Raw genomic sequence first — 24466 nt, forward strand, 5'->3', positions numbered from 1 at the left:
ATTTAGAATCGCCGCCATGAAAACAGAGAATCCCGGCGTACAGTTTGTCGCCATCACGGCTGAAAATGCCGGTCAACGCATTGATAACTTTTTGCGCACCCAGCTGAAAGGGGTGCCGAAAAGCATGATTTACCGCATTCTGCGTAAAGGCGAGGTGCGGGTGAATAAGAAGCGCGTAAAACCTGAATATAAGCTGGAAGACGGCGACGAAGTGCGTGTGCCGCCGGTGCGCGTGGCCGAGCGTGAAGAGCAGGCGGTATCGCCCAAGCTGGATAAAGTGGCGGCGCTGGAGTCGTGCATTCTGTATGAAGACGATTATCTGCTGGTGCTGAACAAACCGTCCGGCACCGCGGTGCACGGCGGCAGCGGGCTGAGCTTCGGCGTGATTGAAGGGCTGCGCGCGCTGCGCCCGGAGGCGCGTTTCCTTGAACTGGTGCACCGTCTCGATCGTGACACGTCCGGCATTTTGCTGGTGGCGAAGAAGCGCTCGGCGCTGCGTTCACTGCACGAGCAGCTGCGTGAGAAGGGCATGCAGAAGGATTATCTGGCGCTGGTGCGCGGCGACTGGCCATCGCACCTGAAAGTGGTGCAGGCACCGCTGCTGAAAAACATTCTGCAAAGCGGCGAGCGCGTGGTGCGGGTCAGCGCCGAGGGCAAGCCGTCAGAAACGCGCTTTAAAGTTGAAGAACGTTTTGGCCTGGCGACATTAGTTAAAGCCAGTCCGGTGACCGGACGTACGCACCAGATTCGCGTGCATACCCTGCATGGCGGGCACCCGATTGCCTTTGACGATCGCTATGGCGATCGCGAATTCGATCGCCAGCTGGCACCAACCGGTCTGGCGCGGCTGTTCCTGCATGCTGCCGCGCTGACGTTTACCCATCCCAACACCGGCGAAAGTCTGCGTATGGAAGCGCCGCTGGATAAGGCACTGAAGCACTGCCTGTCCCAGCTGCGCCAGCAGAAAAAAGCCTGACAGCGTGGCATCAGCCCAGCGGATTGATGCCCGCCTGCCTTAACAGGCCATTCAGCGCGATCAGCGGTAAGCCAATCAGGCTATTGGGATCGCGCCCCTCCAGCCGTTCGAACAGACAAATCCCCAGTCCCTCACTTTTGAAACTGCCGGCGCACTGCAGCGGCTGCTCCAGCTCGACGTAGCGCGCGATCTCTGCCGCGCTCAGTTGCCGAAAATGCACGTTAAAGGGTTCACACAGTACATGCTGCTGCGCGCTGGCGGGGTGAATCAGCGCCAGACCGGTATAAAAGGTGATGGCTTTACCGCTCGCCAGCGCCAGCTGCTGACAGGCGTTCTCTGCGGTATGCGGCTTGCCGGCGATGCGACCGTCCAGTACACAGACCTGATCGGACCCAATGATCCAGTGCGCAGGATAGCGCGCGGCCAGCGCCTGCGCTTTGGCAATGGCCAGCCGCTGCACCAGCTGCGGCGCGGCTTCTCCCGGCAGCGGCGTTTCATCGCTTTCAGGGGCGGCAGTGATAAACGGCAGGCCGAGCTTGCGCAGCAGCGCCTGACGGAACGGAGAGGTTGAGGCTAAAACCAGCGGTGTCATCATTTTTTTGCAGAAGTGATAGCGTAAAGATGACAGGCATTTTAAACTATGCGCCGCACTGGATGCGACTAACGGGTGAAAGATGCTGTAAACCGGCCTTTTTCTTTGACTCTATGACGTTACAAAGTTAATATGCGCGCCCTATGCAAAAGGTAAAATTACCCCTGACGCTCGATCCGGTCCGCGCCGCGCAAAAACGCCTGGATTATCACGGTGTTTACGCACCTGAATTGGTGGCGCGCCTGGCCGAAACGGTCGTGAGTGTGGACAGTGATGTGGAATGTGCCATGTCGTTTGCGGTTGACAACCAGCGCCTCGCGGTTCTGCAAGGAACAGCCGATGTGCAGGTAACGTTGTTATGTCAACGCTGCAACCAACCGTTCCCGCATGCTGTGCACGTAAGCTATTGCTTCAGTCCTGTCTCTTCTGATGAGCAGGCCGAGGCACTGCCGGAAGCCTACGAGCCGGTCGATGTCAACGATTTCGGTGAAATCGACCTGCTGGCGGTGATCGAAGATGAACTCATCCTCGCGCTGCCGGTCGTTCCGGTGCATGATTCTGAACACTGTGAAGTGTCCGACGCGGACATGGTCTTTGGCCAGCTGCCTGAAGAGGCGGAAAAACCAAACCCATTTGCCGTATTAGCCAGTTTAAAGCGTAAGTAATAGGAGTAAGGTCCATGGCCGTACAACAGAATAAACCAACCCGTTCTAAGCGTGGTATGCGTCGTTCGCACGATGCGCTGACCACTACCACTCTGTCAGTAGATAAAGTTTCTGGTGAAACTCATCTGCGTCACCATATCACTGCGGATGGTTACTACCGCGGTCGCAAGGTTATCACCAAGTAATTCTTTGCGGTTACGCAAGGCGATACCTTGACACGTTTGACCCTGGCAGTTGATGCCATGGGCGGGGACTTCGGTCCCTGCGTGACAGTGCCTGCAGCCTTGCAGGCACTGGCCTCTCATTCGCAGCTGGTTCTTCTTCTGGTCGGCGATCCCGACATCATCTCGTCATTTCTTGCCAAAGCGGATTCCTCGTTACTGGGGCGTGTGCAGGTAATCCCTGCCGAATCGGTTATTGCAAGTGATGCCAAACCCTCGCAGGCGATTCGTAACAGCCGCGGCAGCTCCATGCGCGTGGCGTTAGAGCTGGTGAAAGAGGGGAAAGCGCAGGCGTGCGTCAGTGCCGGCAATACCGGTGCGCTGATGGGCCTGGCAAAATTATTATTGAAGCCGCTGGATGGCATTGAGCGTCCGGCGTTGATGACCGTGCTGCCGCATCAGCAGCACGGCAAGACGGTGGTGCTGGATCTGGGCGCTAACGTCGATTCCGACAGTGAAATGCTGGTGCAGTTTGCAGTGATGGGTGCGGTGATGGCGGAAGAAGTGCTGGAAATCAGCCAGCCGCGCGTCGCGCTGCTCAACATCGGTCAGGAAGAGACGAAGGGGCTGGAGACGATCCGCGCCGCATCGGCGGTGCTGCGGGCCTCGCCGCAGATCAACTATATTGGTTACCTTGAGGGGAACGATCTCCTCACCGGCAAGACGGATGTGCTGGTCTGTGATGGCTTCGTGGGTAATGTCACGTTGAAGACCATGGAAGGCGTGGTAAGAATGTTTCTTTCTCTGCTCAAATCGTCAGGTGAAGGAAAAAAACGGGCCTGGTGGCTGAAATGGCTGGGACGCTGGATCCAAAAGCGTCTGGCTAAACGTTTCGGTCATCTCAACCCCGACCAGTACAATGGCGCTTGTCTGTTAGGATTGCGCGGGACAGTGATCAAGAGCCACGGCGCGGCGAATCAACGCGCGTTTGCCGTGGCGATAGAACAGGCAGAGCAGGCGGTGCGCAAGCAAGTTCCCGAGAGAATTGCCGCGCGCCTTGACGCTGTATTAGCCAGGAGTGACAAAGCGTAGATGTTTACCAAAATTATCGGTACGGGCAGCTATTTGCCTGAGCAGGTTCGCAGCAACGCGGACCTGGAAAAAATGGTGGAGACTTCGGACGAGTGGATTGTCACCCGGACCGGTATTCGTGAACGTCGCATTGCGGCACCGGATGAAACGGTAGCCAGCATGGGCTTCACCGCTGCCCAGCGTGCGCTGGAGATGGCGGGCGTAGCAGCCAGCGACGTTGGCCTGATCATCGTGGCAACTACTTCTTCCAGCCACGCCTTCCCGAGCTCAGCGTGCATGATTCAGCAGATGCTGGAAATCAACGACTGCGCCGCCTTCGATCTCGCAGCTGCCTGTGCCGGTTTTACCTATGCACTGAGCGTGGCCGATCAATACATCAAAAACGGTGCGGTGAAGCACGCGCTGGTGATCGGCGCGGATGTGCTGGCTCGCACCCTCGATCCTGACGATCGCGGCACCATCATCCTGTTTGGTGATGGCGCGGGTGCCGTGGTGCTCGGCGCAAGCGAAGAAGCGGGCATTCTCTCCACGCATCTGCATGCCGATGGCCGCTACGGTAAGCTGCTGACGCTGCCGTACCAGGATCGCGCGCATCAGGATGAGCCGGCTTACCTTACTATGGCCGGCAACGAAGTGTTCAAGGTCGCAGTCACTGAGCTGGCGCATATCGTCGATGAAACGCTGCAGGCGAATAATCTCGATCGTGAACAGCTTGACTGGCTGGTGCCGCATCAGGCCAACCTGCGCATCATCAGCGCCACCGCCAAAAAGCTCGGCATGGGCATGGATAAAGTGGTGGTGACGCTGGATCGACACGGCAACACCTCGGCAGCGTCGGTGCCAAGCGCGCTGGACGAAGCGGTACGTGATGGCCGCATCAAGCCCGGACACCTGATTTTGCTCGAGGCCTTTGGTGGCGGTTTCACCTGGGGCTCGGCGCTGGTTCGCTTTTGATTGACAGGAACGCAAGATGACGCAAATTGCTTTTGTTTTCCCGGGACAGGGATCGCAGACCGTCGGCATGCTGGCCGATCTGGCAGCGGAAAATCCACAGGTTGAAGCCTTTTTCCGTGAAGCTTCTGACGCGCTGGGTTACGATTTATGGCAGCTGGTCCAGCAGGGCCCGGCTGAAGAGCTGAATAAAACCTGGCAGACCCAGCCGGCGCTGCTGGCAGCCTCGGTCGCGATTTATCGCGTCTGGCAGAGCAAAAATGGCGCGCAGCCCGCGCTGATGGCCGGACACAGCCTCGGTGAATACTCTGCGCTGGTGTGTGCGGGCGTGCTGAATTTTGCTGACGCCATCAAGCTGGTTGAACTGCGCGGTAAACTGATGCAGGAAGCGGTGCCGGAAGGTACGGGCGCCATGCAGGCGATTATCGGTCTCGACGACGCGGCAATTCGCAAAGCTTGTGAAGAGAGCGCGCAGGGCCAGGTAGTTTCGCCGGTCAACTTCAACTCGCCGGGTCAGGTGGTTATCGCTGGCAATAAAGAAGCGGTTGAACGTGCTGGTGCCGCCTGTAAAGCGGCCGGCGCCAAGCGCGCGCTGCCGCTGCCGGTCAGCGTGCCGTCACACTGCGCGCTGATGAAACCTGCGGCGGATAAGCTGGCGGTGGCGCTGGAAAGCGTGACCTTCAATGCGCCGTCGGTACCGGTGGTCAATAACGTTGACGTTAAGTGCGAAAGCGACGCCGCGGCGATTCGCAGCGCGCTGGTGCGTCAGCTGTACAGCCCGGTGCGCTGGACTGAGGCGGTTGAGTTTATTGCTGCACAGGGCGTGACTGAACTGCTGGAAATTGGTCCGGGTAAAGTGCTGACCGGCCTGACCAAACGAATTGTGGACAGCCTGACGGCTGCAGCGGTGAACGATCCATCGTCACTGGCTGCGGCGCTTGGCCAGGAATAAGAGGAAAATCATGAGCTTTGAAGGTAAAGTAGCGCTGGTGACCGGCGCCAGCCGCGGTATCGGACGTGCCATCGCGGAAACGCTGGCGGCACGCGGTGCAAAAGTGGTGGGTACTGCCACCAGCGAAAGCGGCGCGGAAGCCATCAGTGCTTACCTCGGCGACAAGGGCAAAGGTCTGCTGCTGAACGTGACCGATGCGGCCTCTATTGAGAGCGTGCTCGAGAAAGTTCGCGCCGAATTTGGCGAAGTTGACATTTTGGTCAATAATGCAGGCATTACGCGTGACAATCTGCTGATGCGCATGAAAGACGATGAGTGGGCGGATATCCTCGATACCAACCTGACATCGGTGTTCCGCCTGTCGAAGGCGGTCATGCGTGCCATGATGAAAAAGCGCGTGGGCCGTATCATTACCATCGGTTCGGTAGTTGGAACCATGGGTAACGCGGGTCAGGCAAACTATGCGGCAGCAAAAGCAGGTTTGATTGGCTTTAGCAAATCACTGGCGCGAGAAGTTGCGTCACGTGGCATTACCGTAAACGTCGTGGCTCCGGGCTTTATTGAGACGGACATGACGCGTGCACTGAACGAAGATCAGCGCTCGGGCATTCTGGCAGAAGTGCCGGCAGGTCGTTTAGGCGACCCGCAGGAGATTGCCAATGCTGTTGCATTCTTAGCCTCTGACGAAGCCGCCTACATCACGGGTGAGACGCTGCACGTCAATGGCGGCATGTACATGGTCTGATAATCACGAAATCATTTGCATTATCTGCGGTAAACACCGCAGAATAACGCAAAATCGTGGTTCGACCAGCCGGGATTTTGTTGCATCTTTTTCAACATTTTATACACTACGAAAACCATCGCGAAAGCGAGTTTTGATAGGAAATTAAATAGTATGAGCGATATCGAACAACGCGTTAAGAAAATCGTAGCTGAGCAGCTGGGCGTTAAAGAAGACGAAGTGGTTAACGGCGCTTCTTTCGTTGAAGACCTGGGTGCAGATTCTCTTGACACCGTTGAGCTGGTAATGGCTCTGGAAGAAGAGTTTGATACTGAAATTCCAGACGAAGAAGCTGAGAAAATCACTACCGTTCAGGCAGCGATCGACTATATCAATAACCATAAAGGTTAATGAATATCTTCAGGCGGTCATTCGACCGCCTGAGTTTTATGTTTGCCCCACATAGCGTCATTATTTCCCTCCCTGGAGGACGAACGTGTCTAAGCGTCGTGTAGTTGTGACCGGTCTTGGCATGTTGTCTCCTGTCGGCAATACCGTAGAGTCTACCTGGCGTGCTCTCCTTGCCGGTCAGAGCGGCATTAACCTGATCGACCATTTTGATACCAGTGCCTACGCAACGCGTTTTGCGGGTCTGGTGAAAGATTTTAACTGCGATGAATACATCTCGCGCAAAGATCAACGCAAGATGGATGACTTCATCCAGTACGGCATTGTGGCCGGTATTCAGGCTATGGCGGACTCCGGTCTGGTCGTAACCGACGAGAATGCCGGACGCATCGGTGCGGCTATCGGTTCCGGCATCGGCGGTCTGGGTTTGATCGAAGATAACCATACCTCGCTGGTCAATGGCGGTCCGCGCAAAATCAGCCCATTCTTCGTGCCTTCAACCATCGTTAACATGGTCGCTGGCCACCTGACCATCATGTACGGCCTGAAAGGTCCGAGCATCTCGATTGCGACCGCCTGTACCTCCGGCGTGCACAATATTGGTCATGCGGCGCGCATCATCGCGTATAACGACGCGGATGTGATGCTGGCCGGCGGTGCTGAGAAAGCCAGTACGCCACTGGGCGTAGGCGGTTTCGGCGCGGCGCGTGCGCTCTCTACCCGTAACGATAATCCGCAGGCGGCGAGCCGTCCGTGGGATAAAGATCGTGACGGTTTCGTGCTGGGCGACGGTGCCGGTATCGTGGTGCTGGAAGAGTACGAACACGCGAAGAAACGCGGTGCGAAGATTTATGCGGAAATCGTTGGTTTCGGCATGAGCAGCGACGCTTACCACATGACATCACCACCGGAAGACGGTTCAGGTGCAGCCGCAGCGATGGTCAACGCGCTGCGTGACGCGCAGCTGGATCCGGCGCAGATTGGCTATGTTAACGCGCACGGCACCTCAACGCCGGCCGGTGACAAAGCAGAAGCGCAGGCGGTGAAGTCGGTGTTTGGTGCGTCAGCGCACAGCGTGATGGTCAGCTCGACCAAGTCGATGACCGGTCACCTGCTGGGTGCGGCAGGCGCGGTAGAAGCGATTTATTCAATTCTGGCACTGCGCGATCAGTCGGTTCCGCCAACCATCAACCTCGACAATCCTGACGAAGGTTGCGATCTGGACTTTGTGCCGCATACGGCGCGCCAGGTCAGCGGACTGGAGTACACGCTGTGTAACTCCTTTGGATTCGGCGGCACCAACGGCTCGCTGATCTTCCGCAAGGTATAAGCGCTATCCAGCCGAACAGAGGCCCGCAATGCGGGCCTTTTTTATATTTTGTCACGCAGTGGCGTGGAATGTTACGCGCTACAGTGCTATTCAACGCTGACGCCAGCGGCAGAGGAGAAGCGCATGTGGATTAACGGAGTGGCACAGGACACCCTTTCTGCCCGCGATCGCGCGGTGCAGTTTGGTGACGGCTGTTTCACCACGGCGGCAGTCAAAGAGGGCCATATCCAGCTGCTGGAGGCGCATCTGCAACGTCTGCAGGACGGCTGCCAACGTTTGCTGATGGCCGCGCCGGACCGCGCCTTACTGGCGGAAGAGATGCGCCGCGCGGCGGCGGGCCAGCGCGAAGCAGTGCTCAAAGTGATCCTGACGCCGGGGGCGGGCGGACGCGGCTACAGTCGCGCCGGCTGCACGCAACCCACGCGTATCATCGCGCTCGCCCCCTGGCCACAGCACTATGCCACGCTGCAGCAGCAGGGCGCGCGGCTGGTGACCAGCCCGGTGCGGCTGGCGCAGAACCCGCTGCTGGCCGGCATCAAACACCTCAACCGGCTGGAGCAGGTGCTGATTCGCCAGCAGCTGGACGCGTGCGACGCTGACGAAGCGCTGGTGCTTGACACCGCCGGGACGGTAGTGGAATGCTGTGCGGCCAATTTATTCTGGCGCAGCGGTGAGGTCATTTTCACGCCGCGCCTCGCGCAGGCGGGCGTTGATGGCATCATGCGTCGTTATCTGCTGGCGCAGCTGGCCCAGGCCGGTCACGACTGCCAGCAGGTGGAGGCCAGCCGGTCGGTGGTGTTAAGTGCCGATGAAGTGGTGATCTGTAACGCGCTGATGCCAGTATTACCCGTGCGGCAAATTGACGACGTCACCTTTTCCGCACGCACGCTGTACCAGCAACTGCTCGCCAGTTGCCAGACGATGGAAGCATCATGATCCGAATGAAAAAAATAGTTGCCGGCGCCGTAGTCATTGCTGGCCTGGCTGCCGCATTGAGCTACTGGCAGATTGAACGCTTTGCCGCGACGCCATTAACCATTCACCAGGAAACCCTGTATACCCTGCCGGCCGGCAGCGGTCGCGTGGTGCTGGAAGCGCAGCTGGAGAGCCAGCACATCATTTCGCAAAGCATCTGGTTTGGCCCGTTGCTGAAGCTGGAGCCCGATCTGGCTAACTTCAAAGCCGGGACGTATCGCCTTGAGACTGGCATGACGGTGCGCCAGCTACTGCAACTGCTGGCCAGCGGCAAAGAGGCGCAATTTCCGCTGCGCTTTGTCGAGGGTTCCCGGCTGAAAGAGTGGCTGGCTGAGCTGCGTAAAGCGCCATACCTTAAACACACGCTGCCGGATGATGAATTTGCCAGCGTTGCGGCTGCGCTTAAGCTTGATGTCAGCCAGCTGGAAGGCGGTTTCTATCCGGATACCTATCTGTATACTGCCAACACCAGCGATGTGGCACTGCTGGAGCGGGCGCGCACGCGCATGAACAAGCTGGTGGATGAGATCTGGCAGGGGCGGATGGCCAGTCTGCCGTATAAAACACCGCAGCAGATGGTCACCATGGCGTCGATTATCGAAAAAGAGACCGGCGTCAGCGAAGAGCGCGCGCGCGTTGCCTCGGTATTCATCAATCGCCTGCGCACCGGTATGAAACTGCAGACCGATCCCACGGTGATCTACGGAATGGGCGACAGCTATACCGGTACGCTGACGCGCAAGGATCTTGAGACCCCGACCGCGTACAATACCTATACCATCAGCGGTCTGCCGCCGGGACCGATTGCCATGCCGGGGCGCGCCTCGCTGGAAGCGGCGGCCCATCCGGAGAAGACCAATTACCTCTATTTCGTCGCGGATGGCAAAGGCGGTCACACCTTTACCACCAATCTGGCCAGTCATAATAAAGCCGTGCAGGTTTACCGGCTGGCGATGAAGGAAAAAAATGAAAAGTAAGTTTATCGTCATCGAAGGGCTGGAAGGCGCCGGCAAAACCACCGCGCGTGAGGCGGTGGTTGCGGTCCTGCATGAGCAGGGTATTGAAGACGTGGTCTTTACCCGTGAGCCGGGCGGCACGCCTTTGGCCGAACAGCTGCGCGTGCTGGTGAAACAGGGCATTGATGGCGAACAGGTGAGTGATAAAGCCGAGCTGCTGATGCTGTATGCGGCACGGGTGCAGCTGGTAGAAAACGTCATCAAACCGGCGCTGGCACGCGGTGCCTGGGTGGTGGGCGACCGTCACGATCTTTCGTCGCAGGCGTATCAGGGCGGTGGCCGCGGGCTCGACACCCAACTGATGACCACGCTGCGTGATGCGGTGCTGGGCGATTTTCGTCCCGACCTGACGCTCTATCTCGACGTCACGCCGGAGATTGGCCTGCAGCGTGCCCGGGCGCGCGGCGAACTGGATCGCATTGAGCAGGAGTCGCTGAACTTTTTTACCCGCACGCGCGAACGCTATCAGGCGCTGGCTGCTGCCGATCCGACCATCAAAACCATCGATGCGACACAGCCGATTGAGAATGTGACAGCGTCACTTAAAGCCATGCTGCGTCAGTGGCTGGCAGGTCAGGCGGCATGAACTGGTATCCGTGGCTGAACCAGCCGTACCGACAGATCATTGCCCGCCATCAGAGTGGACAGGCACATCATGCGCTGCTGATTCAGGCCATTGAGGGCATGGGCGACGATGCGCTGGTGTGGGGCGTCAGCCGCTGGCTGATGTGTCAGCAGCCGCAGGGACTGAAAAGCTGCGGCCAGTGTCACGGCTGCCAGCTGATGCAGGCACACACCCATCCGGACTGGTATCGGCTGGAAGCGGAAAAGGGGAAAGCCTCACTCGGCATTGATGCGGTTCGCGACGTCAGTGAGAAGCTGTACCATTTTGCCCAGCAGGGTGGCGCGAAAATTGTCTGGCTGCCGGATGCGACGCAACTGACCGAAGCCGCGGCCAACGCGCTACTGAAAACGCTGGAAGAGCCGCCCGCCAACTGCTGGTTTTTCCTCAGCGTGCGCGAGCCGTCGCGACTGCTGGCCACGCTGCGCAGCCGCTGTATGACATGGCATCTTTCGCCGCCGGAAGAGACGCACAGCCTGCAATGGCTGCAGAAACAGCAGCCGCAGCCGGAAGCGATACTGCGCGCGGCGCTGCGTCTGAGCAACGGTGCACCCGCTGCGGCGCTGGCCTTGTTACAGCCGGACCGCTGGCAGGCACGGCAAACGCTGTGCGACAGCCTGAACAGCGCACTGAGCGGCGATATTCTGCAGCTGTTGCCGGCGCTCAACAGCGACGATGTGGCGGTTCGCCTCGGCTGGCTGCTTTCGCTACTGGTGGATGCGATGAAGGTGCAGCAGGGCGCCAGCAACTGGCTGAGTAATGGCGATCGCCCGGACGTGGTGACGCAGCTGGCGCAGCAGTTCAGCAGCAGCGCGCTGAATGCGAGCGTGCAGCAGTGGCTGCAGTGTCGCGAGCAGCTGCTACACGTGGCGGCGCTTAATCGTGAACTGATTCTGACCGACTGTCTGCTTGCCTGGGGACGTTTGCTGTCTCCCGCGACGGTCGGCTAAGGTTAAAAGAGAAATCTATGTTTATTGTTGATTCGCACTGCCATCTTGATGGCCTTGATTATGAAAGCCAGCACCGCGATCTGGATGACGTGATTGCCAAAGCGGCGGCGCGGGATGTGAAATTCATGCTGGCGATTGCCACCACGCTGCCGGATTACTATAAAATCAAACAGCTGGTCGGCGATCGCGACAACATCGCGCTGGCCTGCGGCGTGCATCCGCTCAATCAGGAAACGCCGTATGACGTGGAAGAGTTTCGCCGTCTGGCGGCGGAAGAGCAGGTGATTGCACTGGGCGAAACCGGGCTGGATTATTTTTACCAGCAGGAGACTAAAGCGCAGCAGCAGGCCTCGTTCCGTGAGCACATCCGCACCGGCATTGCGCTGAATAAGCCAATTATTGTGCACACCCGCGATGCGCGCGAAGACACGCTGGCCATTCTGCGTGAAGAGCAGGTAGAGCGGTGCGGCGGCGTGCTGCACTGTTTCACCGAAGACAAAGAGACGGCGGCGCAGCTGCTGGATCTTGGGTTCTACATCTCCTTCTCCGGCATTGTGACCTTCCGCAACGCCGAACAGATTCGCGAAGCAGCGCGCTATGTACCGCTGGATCGCATTCTGGTTGAAACCGATTCACCCTATCTGGCGCCGGTACCGCATCGCGGCAAAGAAAACCAGCCTGCCTTCACCCGCGACGTAGCTGAGTATATGGCCGTGGTGAAAGGCGTCGATCTTGCGACCCTGGCGGCCGCCACCACGGAAAACTTCTCCCGCCTGTTTAAGGTGCCGATGAGCCGACTCGGCGGCTAACGCGCTTTATTTCAAACTCTGTAATTAATCTGAAATCACTCATCTGCGCTGCGTGTTTCGCGGCGCAGGCAGTGATTTATTGCTGTTTATAGCAGCAAGTCAGTAAGAAATGACTGAAATTTCAGCGCTGTGTTTGGTGAAACGTGATAGCCGTCAAAGTAACGTGTCGTCATTTATTTTACCCTTCGTAATAAATCAAAAGACGCTCAGCGTCACCCCGGCTAAGGATCCTCCCCCTTTGCCATGCGCACTGCGCTAAAAAATGCACTCATACTCAGGAGCTTCTATGTTCAAGAACGCATTTGCGAACCTGCAAAAGGTAGGTAAATCGCTGATGTTGCCGGTATCGGTTCTGCCGATTGCCGGTATTTTGTTAGGTGTTGGTTCTGCTAACTTCAGCTGGCTGCCGGAAGTGGTTTCCCACGTGATGGCCGAAGCGGGTGGTTCGGTATTTGCTAACATGCCGCTGATCTTTGCGATCGGTGTGGCACTGGGCTTTACCAATAACGACGGCGTGTCGGCGCTGGCCGCCGTGGTCGCCTACGGCATTATGGTGAAAACCCTGGCTGTGGTCGCGCCGCTGGTGCTGCATCTGCCGGCAGCCGAGATCGAAGCCAAACACCTCGCCGATACCGGGGTGCTGGGCGGCATTATTGCTGGTTCGATTGCGGCCTACATGTTCAACCGCTTCTACCGCATCAAGCTGCCGGAATACCTCGGCTTCTTTGCCGGTAAGCGCTTTGTGCCGATCATTTCCGGTCTGACCGCGATTTTCACCGGTGTGGTGCTGTCCTTCATCTGGCCACCTATTGGTACCGCGATTCAGGACTTCTCCCAGTGGGCGGCCTATCAGAACCCGGTGGTGGCGTTCGGTATTTACGGTGTGGTTGAGCGTGCGCTGGTGCCGTTTGGTCTGCATCACATCTGGAACGTTCCTTTCCAGATGCAGATTGGTGAATTCACCAACGCGGCTGGTCAGGTCTTCCACGGTGACATTCCGCGCTACATGGCGGGTGACCCGACTGCCGGTAAACTGTCTGGCGGCTTCCTGTTCAAGATGTACGGTCTGCCGGCTGCGGCTATCGCCATCTGGCATTCTGCTAAACCTGAAAACCGCGCCAAAGTGGGCGGTATCATGATCTCCGCTGCGCTGACCTCGTTCCTGACCGGTATCACCGAGCCGATCGAGTTCTCGTTCATGTTCGTGGCACCGATCCTGTACGTGATCCACGCCATCCTGGCGGGCCTGGCGTTCCCAATCTGTATTCTGCTGGGCATGCGTGATGGCACCAGCTTCTCACACGGTCTGATCGACTTCATCGTGCTGAGCGGCAACAGCAGCAAAATCTGGCTGTTCCCGATTGTCGGTATCATCTACGGTCTGGTGTACTACACCGTGTTCCGCGTGCTGATCGCAAAACTGAATCTGAAAACCCCGGGTCGTGAAGATACGGCCATGGAGCAGAGCAGCGCGACCGGCAGTGAAATGGCGGGCAAGCTGGTCACGGCGTTCGGTGGTAAAGAGAACATCACTAACCTTGATGCCTGTATTACCCGTCTGCGCGTCAGCGTGGCGGACGTAGCGAAGGTGGATCAGGCTGAACTGAAAAACCTCGGCGCGCGTGGTGTGGTGGTGGCCGGTTCCGGTGTGCAGGCGATTTTCGGCACCAAGTCCGATAACCTGAAAACCGAGATGGATGATTATATCCGCAGTATGTAAGTGACATGACGGCAGGCCGGGCCGGTGCGGTGAAGCGGCGTCAGATCGTAAAGACGCCAACACCATCCCTGGGGCTCGGCCCGCGACATCCCTGTCGCGGGACGCTTTACTCCTCTGCCGCCGCTTCACCGCACTGCAACTTCGGTGCGACAAAACCCCTCATCCGAGGGGTTTTTTATTTTACTGCCGCCAGACACCGCCGGCCGCGCCGCGCCAGCGTGAAAAAGTGATGCAAAGGCAGCCATTAAATGAAGAAAAGTGGTCCTGAGGTTGAAAGAAACGGAATTCCTCACGCATACTGCCTGACTGAACTCAGGCTTAAGGAACTGCACCATGGCTGAAGAAACCATTTTCAGTAAAATCATTCGTCGCGAAATTCCCGCCGACGTGGTTTATCAGGACGAACTGGTCACCGCCTTCCGCGATATCGCGCCCAAAGCGCCTACCCATATACTGATTGTCCCCAACGTACTGATTCCGACTGCCAACGATGTGCAGGCGGCGCATGAGCAGGCGCTGGGCCGCATGGTCACCGCCGCCGCAAAAATTGCCCGTGATGAAGGCATCGCCGAGGATGGCTATCGCCTGATCATCAACTGCAACCGTCACGGTGGGCAGGAGGTTTACCACATTCATATGCACCTGGTCGGCGGACAGCCGCTGGGCCCGATGCTGGCCATCTAACCTCAGGCGGACCTTGTGATGCGTCAATGGCTGAGCGGCTTGCTGTTGCTGACCCTGGTGGGCTGCAGCAGCGATAAGCCGATGATCAACACCTCCCAGTCGCTGGTGATGGAGTCTGCCGTACTGTCGGCGGGCATCATCACTGATGAGCCCGCGCTGACCAGCCGCGACGGCCAGCAGCGCGCCGCCAGCGTGCTGCAAAATCTGCGTGAAACGCCGGTCACCGTGCACTATCGTTTCTACTGGTACGATGACAAAGGGCTGGAGATTGAGCCGCAGGAGCCGGCGCAGACTCAAACCGTACCGGCGCACGGCAGCGTAGAAGTGGCCTCGCAAATGGGTAACCCGACCGCCAGCAAGGTGCGTCTCTATCTTTATCTTTGAGGAGTAACCTGTGATTCGCAGTGTACAACGTTCCGGCGCGCTACTGTTTGCGCTGATGCTCACCGGTTGTGTGGTGAAACAACAAACCCCGGCGCCGGTTGAACCGACGCAGCCGACCACGCCAACCCAGCCAGAACAACCGCCCGCGCAGCCAGTGCCGCCGCCGCAAACTGTGCCGCAGCCGCCGAAGCTGAAAACCATCAACTGGAACGCCAGCGTCCAGCCGTTAGTCGCCAATATGGTGCAGTCGGCGGGCGTCAATCCGGGCAGCGTGCTGCTGGTGGATCGCATCAAAAACAGCACCAACGGCTCGCTGCAAACGGAAAAAGCCACGGCAGCGATTGAGAACGCGCTGGCCAATAACGGCAAGTTCAGCCTGGTCTCAAACGATCAGCTTAATCAGGCGAAGCAAACGCTCGGCCTGTCGCCAGAGGATAGCCTCAACTCGCGCAGCAAAGCGATTGGCCTGGCGCGCATCGTCAACGCGCAGTATGTGCTGTACAGCAACGCGCAGGGCGATGTGAAAGCCCCTGCGCTGCAAATGCAGCTGATGCTGGTGCAGACCGGCGAAATCATCTGGTCGGGCAACGGCGTTGCACAACCCTGATCCCCGGCTGCAGCATCTGGTTCAGCAACAATGGCCGACGGCGCAAGCTGCCGGTCATTTTTTCGCGCTGCCAGGACTGAGCGGTAACAGCGTGCAGGTACGCAGCGATCAGGGCGATCTGCTGGCGCGCCGGACGCCGCCACAGCCCATCCCGTTTGTCGATCGCCAGCGCGAATACCGCATCCTGCGTCAGCTGCGTACTACGGCGCTGGCGCCGCAGCCGCTGGCGTGGCAGGCGCCGTGGCTGCTGCAGCGCTGGCTGCCGGGTGAAGTGCTGTCGCCGGATCAGTTCAGCGCGCAGCGCGCAGCGGTGCTGACGCTGCTGCTGCGCCTGCATCACCAGCCGCTGACCGGTTATCGCTTACGGCTGGCGCCGCTGCTGCAGCGCTACTGGCAGCTGTGTCAGCAGCGACACTGGCGCTGGCAGCGGCGCTTAAACCAGTTGCTGCAGCGCGGCGAACCGTCGCCGCTGCGGCTGGCACCGCTGCACATGGACGTCCACCCTGGCAATCTGATTGCCACGCCGGATGGCCTGCGTTTAATTGACTGGGAATATGCTGCGGATGGCGATGTGGCGCTGGAGCTGGCTGCTGTCGGCGCGGTGGATGGCGCTGAACACGATTACTGGATAACCGACTATGCCGCCGAGGCGCGGCTGTCGGCAACGGCGCTGCGGCGTCAAAGCCGGCGCTGGCAGCCGTGGCTGCAGCTGCTGATGGCCAGCTGGTATCAGCTGCGCGCCGAGCAGAGCCATGACCAAACATTGCAACGGCTGGCGCAGGCCAGCTGGCAGGATCTTTAATTCAGGAACCGAAACATGACGATGACAACGCCCGGACCGCTGATGCTGGACGTCGAAGGCTACGAGCTGGACGCCGAAGAGCGCGAAATTCTGCAACATCCGCTGACAGGCGGACTGATCCTGTTCGCCCGCAACTTCCATGATGTTGCGCAGCTGGCGGAGCTGGTACGCCAGATTCGCGTGGCGTCGCGCAACCGGCTGCTGGTGGCGGTCGATCAGGAAGGCGGACGCGTGCAGCGCTTCCGCGACGGTTTTACTCAGCTGCCGGCGATGCAATCCTTCGCCGCGATGCACGACATGGCGCGTGCTGGCGAGCTGGCGCAGCAGGCTGGCTGGCAAATGGCGGCGGAAATGATCGCCATGGATATCGATATCAGCTTTGCGCCGGTGCTGGATATCGGCCACATCAGCGCGGCCATCGGCGATCGCGCTTTCCACGCCGATCCGGCGATTGCGCTGCAGATGGCGCGCCAGTTTATCCACGGCATGCACGAAGCCGGCATGAAAACCACCGGCAAGCACTTCCCGGGCCACGGCGCGGTCAGCGCGGATTCGCACAAAGAGACACCGCGCGACACGCGCGATGCGGCCACGCTGCGCCAGCATGACATGGCAATCTTCCAGCAGCTGATTGATGAGCAGCTGCTGGATGCGGTGATGCCCGCGCATGTTATCTATACTGAAGTGGACCCGCTGCCGGCCAGTGGTTCGCCTTACTGGCTGCAAACGGTGCTGCGGCAGGAGCTGGGCTTCAACGGGGTGATCTTCTCAGACGATCTGTCGATGGAGGGCGCGGCGGTGATGGGCAGCTACGCGGAACGGGCTCAGCAGTCGCTGAACGCCGGCTGCGATATGATCCTGGTGTGCAATCAGCGTGCTGGCGCGGTGAGCGTGCTGGATAATTTGACGCCGATCCAGGCGACGCGCGTCACGCAGTTATACCATCAGGGACGTTTTGACTGTCAGAGTTTGCAGGCCAGCGAGCGCTGGCGGCAAAATCAGCGTCAGCTCAGTGACCTGCAGGATCGCTGGCTGGCGCACAAAGCGTCGGGCAGATAATCGCCGCTGCCCGGATCTCACTCCACGCTGAGGATAATCATGATCATCTATCTGCACGGTTTTGATTCCAACAGTCCGGGCAACCATGAAAAGGTGCTGCAGCTGCAGTTTATTGACCCGGACGTCAGACTTATTAGCTACAGCACCCGCCATCCGAAACACGATATGCAGTTTCTGCTGAAAGAGTGCGACAAACTGCTTCAGCAGGGCAGTGATGCGCATCCGTTGATTTGTGGCGTCGGCCTGGGCGGCTACTGGGCAGAACGCATCGGCTTCCTTTGCGGCATGCGCCAGGCGATATTCAATCCCAACCTGTTTCCCGATGAAAACATGGAAGGCAAGATCGACCGGCCGGAAGAGTATCTTGATATCGCCACCAAATGCGTCAGCAACTTCCGTGAAAAGAACCGCGACCGCTGCCTGACCATTTTGTCACGTCACGATGAAGCGCTGGATAATCAGCGCAGCGCGGCCGCATTGCACCCGTACTATGAAATCGTGTGGGACGAGGAGGCCAGCCACAAATTCAAAAATATTGCCCCGCATCTGCAACGCATCAAAGCGTTCAAAACCCTTGCCTGAGTGCTGCTGCGCCGTGTGATGCGGCGCACAAAACGTGTAACATTCTGATAATGCAGTGCAAAGATTGATGTACATCAATTTTCTTATGTCCGGATGATTATGCCGTGCTATTCTGCCCTCAGCTCGCGATTAAATGTCGCCAACCCTATGTTTATTAAGGTTTTATATAACCATTAATTAACTTTTGGTTTACAACTTTGAGGGGGTCTTCATTGACTACAAGCATGGAAAAAATCGTCATCGTCGGTGGCGGTGCCGGAGGGCTGGAGCTGGCAACGCAGCTCGGCCATAAACTCGGCCGCAAAAAAAAGGCGGAGATCATCCTGGTCGATCGTAACCACAGCCATCTGTGGAAACCGCTGCTGCATGAAGTGGCGACCGGTTCGATGGATGAAGGTATTGATGCGCTCAGCTATCTGGCGCATGCGCGCAACCACGGTTTCCAGTTCCAGCTGGGTTCGCTGACGCAAATTAATCGCGACACAAAAACCATTGAACTGGCGGAGATCCGCGACGCGGAGGGTGGGCTACTGGTACCGCAGCGCGAACTGGCGTATGACCGTCTGGTGATGGCGCTGGGCAGCACCTCGAACGATTTCGGCACGCCAGGCGTGAAAGATCACTGCATCTTCCTCGACAACCCGCATCAGGCGCGTCGGTTCCATAATGAGATGCTCAACCTGTTCCTGCGCTTCTCTGCCAGCGAAGGGCAGCTGCAGAAAGTCAATATCGCCATTGTCGGCGGCGGCGCGACCGGCGTCGAGCTGTCGGCAGAACTGTATAACGCAGTGAAACAGCTGCACAGCTACGGTTACAAAGGTCTCGACAGCAGCGCGCTCAACGTTACGCTGGTGGAAGCCGGCGAGCGTATTCTGCCTGCACTGCCACCGCGCATCTCCGCAGCGGCGCATCAGGAGCTGAGCAAGCTTGGCGTGCGCGTTCTGACGCAAACCATGGTCACCAGCGCAGCAGCTAACGGTCTGAATACCAAAGGGGGCGAATTCATCGAAGCCGATCTGATGGTGTGGGCGGCCGGTATTAAAGCGCCAGACTTCATGAAAGAGATTGGCGGGCTGGAGACCAACCGCATTAATCAGCTGGTGGTCAAAGAGACGCTGCAGACTACGCTGGACGACGATATTTACGCCATCGGCGACTGCGCCTCCTGCGCGCTGCCGGGCGGCGGATTCGTGCCGCCGCGCGCGCAGTCGGCGCACCAGATGGCGTCGCGAGCACTGGAAAACATCCTCGCCCAGCGCAAAGGCAAGCCGCTCAAAGCCTACGTGTATAAAGATCACGGCTCGCTGGTGTCGCTGTCCCGCTTCAGTACCGTCGGCAGCCTGATGGGGAACCTGATGCGCGGTTCGATGATGGTGGAAGGGCGTATTGCGCGTTTTGTCTACATCTCCTTGTACCGTATGCACCAGATTGCGCTCCATGGATACTTCAAGACCGGTCTGATGATGCTGGTCGGCAGCCTCAACCGCGTGCTGCGTCCGCGTCTCAAACTGCATTGATGGCTGGCGGGCGGTCATCCCCGCCCGCTGCGCGCCCGGCTGCCGTAACCTGCTGATTGCCGTTCAATCAGCGCCAGATTACGGCGCAATGACACTGCCGCTCAGAACTCTCCTAAAAGCTGGTCCTGCTGGCTTTCCGCTGCGTTTCCTCCATTAATCTGATGTTGCATTTTCGGACCATCTGTAAAACTTATGCCAACGAACACGGCGCGGCGCGCACGCCGGTTATGCCTCGGTAACCCGGGATCGGGTTGCGGCAGGAATGCGCGGTAACAACTTCAGGAGGACATTCCTGTGAATAAATCAATGTTAGCGGGTATTGGAATCGGCGTAGCAGCAGCGTTGGGCGTGGCCGCCGTCGCCAGCATGGATGTGTTTGATCGTGGCCCGCAGTATGCTCAGGTGCTTTCGGCAACGCCAATCAAAGAGAGCATCAAGCAGCCGCGTCAGGAGTGCCGCAACGTTACCCTCACGCACCGTCGTCCGGTGCAGGATGAGAACCGCATCGCCGGTTCCGTACTGGGTGCCGTGGCCGGTGGTGTGATTGGTCACCAGTTCGGCGGTGGCCGCGGCCGGGATATCGCGACCGTAGCCGGTGCGCTGGCAGGCGGCTACGGCGGTAACCAGGTACAGGGTGCGCTGCAGGATCGTGACACATACACCACCAGCGAGCAGCGCTGCAAAACCGTGTACGATAAACAGGAAAAAATGCTGGGTTATGACGTGACCTATAAAATAGGCGACCAGCAGGGCAAAATCCGCATGGAGAATGACCCTGGCACCCGCATCCCGCTCGACCGTAATGGTCAGCTGATCCTGAATTCGAATCAGGCCTGATTGGGCAAAGCTACTTCACAGCAGCAGTAACAAAAAAAGCGCCGCAAGGCGCTTTTTTTTATGCTCTGGCTACAGCACCGTACGCAGCAGCGCGTCGCATAGCGCTGCTGCGTAACGGCTGGGCGATCAAACCCGGTTCTTCGCCAGCTCGGCGACGAAATTCTGCACCCATTCCATGCGCGTTTTGCGTTCGCTGAGATCGCGGGTGAATTTCAGTCGCGTCGGGCCATCCAGCTTCCACTGCTTGGCATCTTTCTGCAGCAGGCCAATCAGCCAGCCGGGATCGACCTGATTCTGCGGCGCGAACTCAAAGAAGCCGCCTTTTTCGCTGGCTTCGATTTTACGCAGCCCCAGCTGACGCGCCACCAGGCGCAGCGCGGCGATGTCCAGCAGGTTACGCGCGGCGTCGGGCAGCTTGCCGAAGCGGTCAATCATCTCAATTTTCAGCTCGGCCAGCTCCTGTTCATCGGCCGCACTGGCGATGCGTTTATACAGCGACAGGCGCGTATTGACGTCCGGAATAAAATCATCCGGCAGCAGGGCAGGCATGCGCAGCTCAATCTCGGTCTGATTGCTGGTGAGATCTTCCAGCGACGGTTCACGTCCGGCCTTGAGTGCATCCACCGCGTTTTCCAGCAGCTCCATGTAGAGCGTGAAGCCAATGGTCTCCATCTGACCGCTCTGATCTTCACCCAGCAGCTCACCGGCACCGCGAATCTCCAGATCGTGCGTCGCCAGCGCAAAGCCAGCGCCCAGATCCTCCAGCGAGGCAATCGCTTCCAGTCGCTTCTGGGCATCGGTGGTCATCGCTTTCGGGTGCGGCGTCAGCAGCCAGGCATAGGCCTGATGATGCGAACGGCCGACGCGGCCACGCAGCTGATGCAGCTGCGCCAGACCGAAATGGTCGGCGCGCTCAATGATGATGGTATTGGCGCTCGGCACATCGATCCCGGTTTCGATGATGGTGGTGCACACCAGCACGTTGAAACGCTGGTGGTGGAAATCGTTCATCACCCGTTCCAGATCGCGCTCGCGCATCTGACCGTGGCCGATGGCGATGCGCGCTTCCGGCACCAGCTCGGCCAGCCGCTGTGCCGCTTTCTCGATGTTCTCGACGTCGTTGTAGAGATAGTAAACCTGGCCGCCGCGCAGCACTTCACGCAGGATCGCTTCGCGCACCACCAGGCTGTCATACTCGCGCACGAAGGTTTTCACCGCCAGACGGCGCGCCGGTGGCGTGGCGATAATCGACAGATCGCGCATGCCGCTCATCGCCATGTTCAGAGTCCGCGGAATCGGCGTTGCGGTGAGCGTCAGAATATCGACGTCAGCGCGCATCGCTTTGATGCGCTCTTTGTGACGCACGCCGAAACGGTGCTCTTCATCGACGATCAGCAAACCGAGATCGCGCCACTTCAGATCGCTCATCAGCAGCTTGTGGGTGCCGATCAGAATATCAATTTTGCCCTCGCTGGCCTGTTCCAGTACCTGCGCCTGCTCTTTGGCGCTGCGGAAGCGCGACAGCATCTCAATGCGCACCGGCCAGTTGGCGAAGCGGTCGCGGAAGTTGTCGTAATGCTGCTGCGCCAGCAGGGTGGTTGGCACCAGCACCGCCACCTGTTTGCCGTTCTCCACCGCAAGGAAGGCAGCGCGCATCGCCACTTCGGTTTTACCAAAGCCAACATCGCCGCACACCAGGCGGTCCATGGCCAGCGGCTGGCACATATCGCTGAGCACGGCGTTAATTGCCTGCGCCTGATCCGGCGTGGTTTCAAACGGGAAACCTTCGCAGAACAGCTGATACTGCTCGCGGTCGTGCTTAAAGGCAAAGCCGGCCTTGGCCGCGCGCTGGGCATAGATATCCAGCAGCTCAGCGGCCACGTCGCGCACTTTCTCCGCCGCTTTCTGGCGCGCACGTGACCAGGCATCGCTGCCCAGTTTGTGCAGCGGCGCATTTTCATCGGCGCCGCCGGCGTAACGGCTGATCAGATGCAGCGATGACACCGGAACGTAAAGTTTGGCATCGCCGGCATAAGAGAGCATCAGATACTCGGCCACGATACCGCCGGCTTCCAGCGTGGTCAGGCCGATGTAGCGCCCCACACCGTGTTCAAGATGCACCACCGGCTGGCCCGGGTGCAGCTCGGCGAGGTTACGAATCAGTACATCCGGATTGATGGTGCGGCGATTGTCCTGACGCCGCCGGCTGACGCGCTCGCCGAGCAGATCGCTTTCGCAAATCAGCGCGCGCTGGCGCTGGGTGTCGATAAAGCCGCGCTCGCTGGCGCCAATCATCAGGCTGTACGGCTGCTCATCGGCCTGCTCGAAGTGATCGATCGGCTGCGGGCGCAGTTTAATGCGGGACAGCAGCTCCTGCAGGCTCTCGCGGCGACCTTCGCTTTCTACTGAGAAAATCACCTGACCGGTAAACTGCTCGAGGAACTGGCGCAGCAGATCGAGCGGCGCTTTGGCCTGCGCCTGTACCGTCAGCTCCGGCAATGGCTGATAGCCCAGATTACTGTTCGCGGCTTTCTCCGGCAGCGTCTCAGCGCTGAGCTGCATGCGCGGCCAGTTTTTCAGCTCGCTGAGCAGCGCATCCGGGCGCAGCCACAGCGTGGCCGGCTCCAGCAGCGGGCGCATAGGATCGATGCGGCGATTTTCATAGCGTGCGTTAGCATCCTGCCAGAAACGCTCAGCGCTGGCGTGCAGATCGCCGCTGTTCAGCACTAGCGTGCTGGCGGGCAGATAGCTAAACAGGGTAGGCAGTTCCTGCTCGAAAAACAGCGGCTGCCAGTACTCAATTCCGGCCGGCAGCGTGCCTTTGCTCACCTGCTGATAGACGTGCTCAGGTTCGCGCCGCACGTCGAAGGTTTCACGCCAGCGGCTGCGGAACAGCTCAATGGCCGCTTTGTCGGTGGGAAATTCATGCGCCGGCAGCAGGTTGATGGCGCTCACCGCCTCCAGCGTGCGCTGTGAGTCGACGTCAAACAGGCGCAGACTATCGATCTCATCATCAAAGAAATCGATGCGGTAAGGCTGATCGCTGCCCATCGGGAACAGGTCGAGCAACGCGCCGCGCGTCGCGTACTCGCCATGCTCCATCACCTGATCGACATGGCGATAACCGGCCTGCTCCAGCTGGTCGCGCAGCGCATCGCGCGACAGCTTCTGGCCCTGCTGCATCACCAGCGCATGGCCGTGCAGGAAGCTGTGCGGGCAAACGCGCTGCATCAGCGTGTTAACCGGCAGAATCAGCATGCCGCGCGTCAGGGTGGGCAGCTGGTACAGCGTAGAAAGACGGGCGGAAATAATGTCCTGATGGGGCGAGAAGCTGTCGTAGGGCAGTGTTTCCCAGTCAGCAAGATTGGTGACCGGCAGATCGGTAAACTGCCTGATCTCCTCCTGCAGCCGCAGGGCCGATTGCATATCCGGGGTGATCATTAACACCGGACCGCTGTGGCGTTCGGTGATGCTGGCACACTCAACCGCCTGCGCGGCGCCGACCAGCTGACCGAGCTGACGATGGTCGCCTGCTTTAGCAGGCAGGGTATAACGACGCTGTTCCGACATAAGGTCCGACATTCTCTCCTCAGTTTCCAGGGCGTCATCATTCCACATTCCGCCGTGAGGATCATCTCTCCTTTCTGAGTTTATGTCAGGGCGCATGAATGCGCACCTTGCATCAGCGGCACCCTGAAGGGCCGCCAGTATGGCCGGTTGCCAGGTCGTCATTGATGGCGACCTGGCCGCGTCACGTTATTTACTGGATTGCTGTGTGTAGTGCATGCGAGGACGATCCACATTGGCCCATGACAGCTCGCGCTCGACATGGTAGCTGTTGTTGCCATCGTCCCACTTCACATAATAACCGGTTAGCGCGTCTCCCTGCTCAAAGACATTGACCACTTCGCCTTTGATCTCGCCAGATTTATGTTTAACGATACTGCCTTTAGGAAACCTGCTCATGGTAAGAACCTCCGTACTGCGCTTACTGTGATGCGAAAACCGGTACTGCAAGCTAAGTCTAACCCACCTGCTGATGAATAATCGT

At 58.8% G+C, this 24466-nt stretch carries 26 protein-coding genes; 23 read left to right on the forward strand and 3 right to left on the reverse strand.

The genetic code is table 11. The annotated features are described in order from the left end of the window. Nucleotides 1-16 precede the first annotated feature (16 nt). Nucleotides 17-976 carry a 23S rRNA pseudouridine(955/2504/2580) synthase RluC gene (rluC, locus tag F3J41_RS03540; protein WP_021506411.1) on the forward strand — a complete coding sequence of 320 codons (960 nt, stop codon included), beginning with the start codon at nucleotides 17-19 and terminating at the stop codon, nucleotides 974-976. A gap of 10 nt (nucleotides 977-986) precedes the next feature. Here rluC and F3J41_RS03545 read toward each other — a convergent pair whose 3' ends face one another. Beyond that, nucleotides 987-1568, reverse strand: a complete 582-nt coding sequence (locus F3J41_RS03545) for a nucleoside triphosphate pyrophosphatase (RefSeq protein WP_211075078.1) — start codon at nucleotides 1566-1568, stop codon at nucleotides 987-989. A gap of 143 nt (nucleotides 1569-1711) precedes the next feature. Here F3J41_RS03545 and yceD point away from each other — a divergent pair, with 143 nt between their 5' ends. The 22 genes from yceD to F3J41_RS03655 all read left to right on the forward strand — a co-directional run bounded on the left by yceD (nucleotide 1712) and on the right by F3J41_RS03655 (nucleotide 20415). Continuing rightward, nucleotides 1712-2233, forward strand: coding sequence for a 23S rRNA accumulation protein YceD (gene yceD, locus F3J41_RS03550; RefSeq protein ID WP_058759469.1), 522 nt, complete (start codon nucleotides 1712-1714; stop codon nucleotides 2231-2233). 14 nt (nucleotides 2234-2247) lie between these two features. Then, nucleotides 2248-2418: a 50S ribosomal protein L32 gene (rpmF, locus tag F3J41_RS03555; RefSeq protein ID WP_016192161.1), complete on the forward strand. Its 171-nt coding sequence runs from the start codon at nucleotides 2248-2250 to the stop codon at nucleotides 2416-2418. Between the two features lie 27 nt (nucleotides 2419-2445). Beyond that, on the forward strand, nucleotides 2446-3486 hold the full coding sequence (plsX, locus tag F3J41_RS03560; RefSeq protein WP_058759470.1) for a phosphate acyltransferase PlsX: 1041 nt from the start codon (nucleotides 2446-2448) through the stop codon (nucleotides 3484-3486). Next, nucleotides 3487-4440 (forward strand): beta-ketoacyl-ACP synthase III, encoded by a 954-nt coding sequence (locus tag F3J41_RS03565; protein WP_021506407.1) that lies wholly within the window; start codon nucleotides 3487-3489, stop codon nucleotides 4438-4440. A 16-nt stretch (nucleotides 4441-4456) separates the two neighbouring features. Beyond that, nucleotides 4457-5389 carry an ACP S-malonyltransferase gene (fabD, locus tag F3J41_RS03570; RefSeq protein ID WP_166709946.1) on the forward strand — a complete coding sequence of 311 codons (933 nt, stop codon included), beginning with the start codon at nucleotides 4457-4459 and terminating at the stop codon, nucleotides 5387-5389. Between the two features lie 10 nt (nucleotides 5390-5399). Then, nucleotides 5400-6134 carry a 3-oxoacyl-ACP reductase FabG gene (gene fabG, locus F3J41_RS03575; protein ID WP_021506405.1) on the forward strand — a complete coding sequence of 245 codons (735 nt, stop codon included), beginning with the start codon at nucleotides 5400-5402 and terminating at the stop codon, nucleotides 6132-6134. 153 nt (nucleotides 6135-6287) lie between these two features. Further along, nucleotides 6288-6524 carry an acyl carrier protein gene (acpP, locus tag F3J41_RS03580; protein WP_010617251.1) on the forward strand — a complete coding sequence of 79 codons (237 nt, stop codon included), beginning with the start codon at nucleotides 6288-6290 and terminating at the stop codon, nucleotides 6522-6524. A gap of 85 nt (nucleotides 6525-6609) precedes the next feature. After that, entirely contained in the window at nucleotides 6610-7851 is a 1242-nt protein-coding gene (gene fabF / locus F3J41_RS03585) for a beta-ketoacyl-ACP synthase II (protein ID WP_166709948.1), read from the forward strand. Between the two features lie 123 nt (nucleotides 7852-7974). Then, complete coding sequence (gene pabC / locus F3J41_RS03590; protein ID WP_166709950.1) at nucleotides 7975-8787, forward strand: aminodeoxychorismate lyase; 813 nt, start codon at nucleotides 7975-7977, stop codon at nucleotides 8785-8787. Continuing rightward, nucleotides 8784-9803 carry an endolytic transglycosylase MltG gene (gene mltG, locus F3J41_RS03595; RefSeq protein WP_166709952.1) on the forward strand — a complete coding sequence of 340 codons (1020 nt, stop codon included), beginning with the start codon at nucleotides 8784-8786 and terminating at the stop codon, nucleotides 9801-9803. Before pabC ends, mltG begins: the two co-directional genes overlap by 4 nt. Next, nucleotides 9793-10428 carry a dTMP kinase gene (gene tmk / locus F3J41_RS03600; RefSeq protein ID WP_166709954.1) on the forward strand — a complete coding sequence of 212 codons (636 nt, stop codon included), beginning with the start codon at nucleotides 9793-9795 and terminating at the stop codon, nucleotides 10426-10428. The genes mltG and tmk overlap by 11 nt, the downstream gene beginning before the upstream one ends. Continuing rightward, nucleotides 10425-11414, forward strand: a complete 990-nt coding sequence (gene holB / locus F3J41_RS03605) for a DNA polymerase III subunit delta' (RefSeq protein WP_058780746.1) — start codon at nucleotides 10425-10427, stop codon at nucleotides 11412-11414. The genes tmk and holB overlap by 4 nt, the downstream gene beginning before the upstream one ends. A gap of 17 nt (nucleotides 11415-11431) precedes the next feature. After that, nucleotides 11432-12223, forward strand: coding sequence for a metal-dependent hydrolase (locus F3J41_RS03610; protein WP_166709956.1), 792 nt, complete (start codon nucleotides 11432-11434; stop codon nucleotides 12221-12223). A gap of 286 nt (nucleotides 12224-12509) precedes the next feature. Further along, complete coding sequence (gene ptsG, locus F3J41_RS03615) at nucleotides 12510-13943, forward strand: PTS glucose transporter subunit IIBC (RefSeq protein WP_021506398.1); 1434 nt, start codon at nucleotides 12510-12512, stop codon at nucleotides 13941-13943. 333 nt (nucleotides 13944-14276) lie between these two features. Beyond that, nucleotides 14277-14627 carry a purine nucleoside phosphoramidase gene (gene hinT / locus F3J41_RS03620; protein WP_021506397.1) on the forward strand — a complete coding sequence of 117 codons (351 nt, stop codon included), beginning with the start codon at nucleotides 14277-14279 and terminating at the stop codon, nucleotides 14625-14627. A gap of 18 nt (nucleotides 14628-14645) precedes the next feature. Then, nucleotides 14646-15011: a YcfL family protein gene (locus tag F3J41_RS03625; protein WP_021506396.1), complete on the forward strand. Its 366-nt coding sequence runs from the start codon at nucleotides 14646-14648 to the stop codon at nucleotides 15009-15011. 10 nt (nucleotides 15012-15021) lie between these two features. After that, nucleotides 15022-15618, forward strand: a complete 597-nt coding sequence (gene lpoB / locus F3J41_RS03630; protein WP_021506395.1) for a penicillin-binding protein activator LpoB — start codon at nucleotides 15022-15024, stop codon at nucleotides 15616-15618. After that, a complete protein-coding gene (thiK, locus tag F3J41_RS03635; RefSeq protein ID WP_141495559.1) occupies nucleotides 15605-16420 on the forward strand; it encodes a thiamine kinase in 816 nt (271 codons plus the stop codon). Before lpoB ends, thiK begins: the two co-directional genes overlap by 14 nt. A gap of 15 nt (nucleotides 16421-16435) precedes the next feature. Next, on the forward strand, nucleotides 16436-17479 hold the full coding sequence (gene nagZ / locus F3J41_RS03640) for a beta-N-acetylhexosaminidase (RefSeq protein WP_166709958.1): 1044 nt from the start codon (nucleotides 16436-16438) through the stop codon (nucleotides 17477-17479). 39 nt (nucleotides 17480-17518) lie between these two features. After that, complete coding sequence (gene ycfP / locus F3J41_RS03645; RefSeq protein ID WP_021506392.1) at nucleotides 17519-18061, forward strand: alpha/beta hydrolase YcfP; 543 nt, start codon at nucleotides 17519-17521, stop codon at nucleotides 18059-18061. A gap of 212 nt (nucleotides 18062-18273) precedes the next feature. Continuing rightward, nucleotides 18274-19578, forward strand: coding sequence for an NAD(P)/FAD-dependent oxidoreductase (locus F3J41_RS03650; protein ID WP_031279261.1), 1305 nt, complete (start codon nucleotides 18274-18276; stop codon nucleotides 19576-19578). 294 nt (nucleotides 19579-19872) lie between these two features. After that, the gene (locus tag F3J41_RS03655) at nucleotides 19873-20415 is read left to right on the forward strand and encodes a glycine zipper 2TM domain-containing protein (protein ID WP_031279257.1); all 543 of its coding nucleotides are present in this window, start codon (nucleotides 19873-19875) and stop codon (nucleotides 20413-20415) included. Between the two features lie 126 nt (nucleotides 20416-20541). Here F3J41_RS03655 and mfd read toward each other — a convergent pair whose 3' ends face one another. Together mfd and F3J41_RS03665 are read right to left on the reverse strand one after the other, a co-directional pair. After that, entirely contained in the window at nucleotides 20542-23985 is a 3444-nt protein-coding gene (mfd, locus tag F3J41_RS03660) for a transcription-repair coupling factor (RefSeq protein WP_058775435.1), read from the reverse strand. Nucleotides 23986-24171: 186 nt separating this feature from the next. Beyond that, nucleotides 24172-24381 (reverse strand): hypothetical protein, encoded by a 210-nt coding sequence (locus tag F3J41_RS03665; RefSeq protein WP_021506388.1) that lies wholly within the window; start codon nucleotides 24379-24381, stop codon nucleotides 24172-24174. Between the last annotated feature and the right edge of the window lie 85 nt (nucleotides 24382-24466).

This window comes from Pantoea sp. Ap-870 (genome assembly GCF_011752515.1).
Lineage (GTDB): Bacteria > Pseudomonadota > Gammaproteobacteria > Enterobacterales > Enterobacteriaceae > Pantoea > Pantoea dispersa.

What these genes read in the sequence shown, in the direction of transcription:
- tmk (WP_166709954.1), top strand. Translation starts at nt 9,793, where the DNA reads ATGAAAAGTAAGTTTATCGTCATCGAAGGGCTGGAAGGCGCCGGCAAA.
- hinT (WP_021506397.1), top strand. Translation starts at nt 14,277, where the DNA reads ATGGCTGAAGAAACCATTTTCAGTAAAATCATTCGTCGCGAAATTCCC.
- pabC (WP_166709950.1), top strand. Translation starts at nt 7,975, where the DNA reads ATGTGGATTAACGGAGTGGCACAGGACACCCTTTCTGCCCGCGATCGC.
- rluC (WP_021506411.1), top strand. Translation starts at nt 17, where the DNA reads ATGAAAACAGAGAATCCCGGCGTACAGTTTGTCGCCATCACGGCTGAA.
- F3J41_RS03545 (WP_211075078.1), bottom strand. Translation starts at nt 1,568, where the DNA reads ATGACACCGCTGGTTTTAGCCTCAACCTCTCCGTTCCGTCAGGCGCTG.
- ptsG (WP_021506398.1), top strand. Translation starts at nt 12,510, where the DNA reads ATGTTCAAGAACGCATTTGCGAACCTGCAAAAGGTAGGTAAATCGCTG.
- mfd (WP_058775435.1), bottom strand. Translation starts at nt 23,985, where the DNA reads ATGTCGGAACAGCGTCGTTATACCCTGCCTGCTAAAGCAGGCGACCAT.
- acpP (WP_010617251.1), top strand. Translation starts at nt 6,288, where the DNA reads ATGAGCGATATCGAACAACGCGTTAAGAAAATCGTAGCTGAGCAGCTG.
- F3J41_RS03625 (WP_021506396.1), top strand. Translation starts at nt 14,646, where the DNA reads ATGCGTCAATGGCTGAGCGGCTTGCTGTTGCTGACCCTGGTGGGCTGC.
- fabG (WP_021506405.1), top strand. Translation starts at nt 5,400, where the DNA reads ATGAGCTTTGAAGGTAAAGTAGCGCTGGTGACCGGCGCCAGCCGCGGT.
- holB (WP_058780746.1), top strand. Translation starts at nt 10,425, where the DNA reads ATGAACTGGTATCCGTGGCTGAACCAGCCGTACCGACAGATCATTGCC.
- rpmF (WP_016192161.1), top strand. Translation starts at nt 2,248, where the DNA reads ATGGCCGTACAACAGAATAAACCAACCCGTTCTAAGCGTGGTATGCGT.
- fabD (WP_166709946.1), top strand. Translation starts at nt 4,457, where the DNA reads ATGACGCAAATTGCTTTTGTTTTCCCGGGACAGGGATCGCAGACCGTC.
- mltG (WP_166709952.1), top strand. Translation starts at nt 8,784, where the DNA reads ATGATCCGAATGAAAAAAATAGTTGCCGGCGCCGTAGTCATTGCTGGC.
- nagZ (WP_166709958.1), top strand. Translation starts at nt 16,436, where the DNA reads ATGACGATGACAACGCCCGGACCGCTGATGCTGGACGTCGAAGGCTAC.
- yceD (WP_058759469.1), top strand. Translation starts at nt 1,712, where the DNA reads ATGCAAAAGGTAAAATTACCCCTGACGCTCGATCCGGTCCGCGCCGCG.
- ycfP (WP_021506392.1), top strand. Translation starts at nt 17,519, where the DNA reads ATGATCATCTATCTGCACGGTTTTGATTCCAACAGTCCGGGCAACCAT.
- F3J41_RS03565 (WP_021506407.1), top strand. Translation starts at nt 3,487, where the DNA reads ATGTTTACCAAAATTATCGGTACGGGCAGCTATTTGCCTGAGCAGGTT.
- F3J41_RS03610 (WP_166709956.1), top strand. Translation starts at nt 11,432, where the DNA reads ATGTTTATTGTTGATTCGCACTGCCATCTTGATGGCCTTGATTATGAA.
- F3J41_RS03665 (WP_021506388.1), bottom strand. Translation starts at nt 24,381, where the DNA reads ATGAGCAGGTTTCCTAAAGGCAGTATCGTTAAACATAAATCTGGCGAG.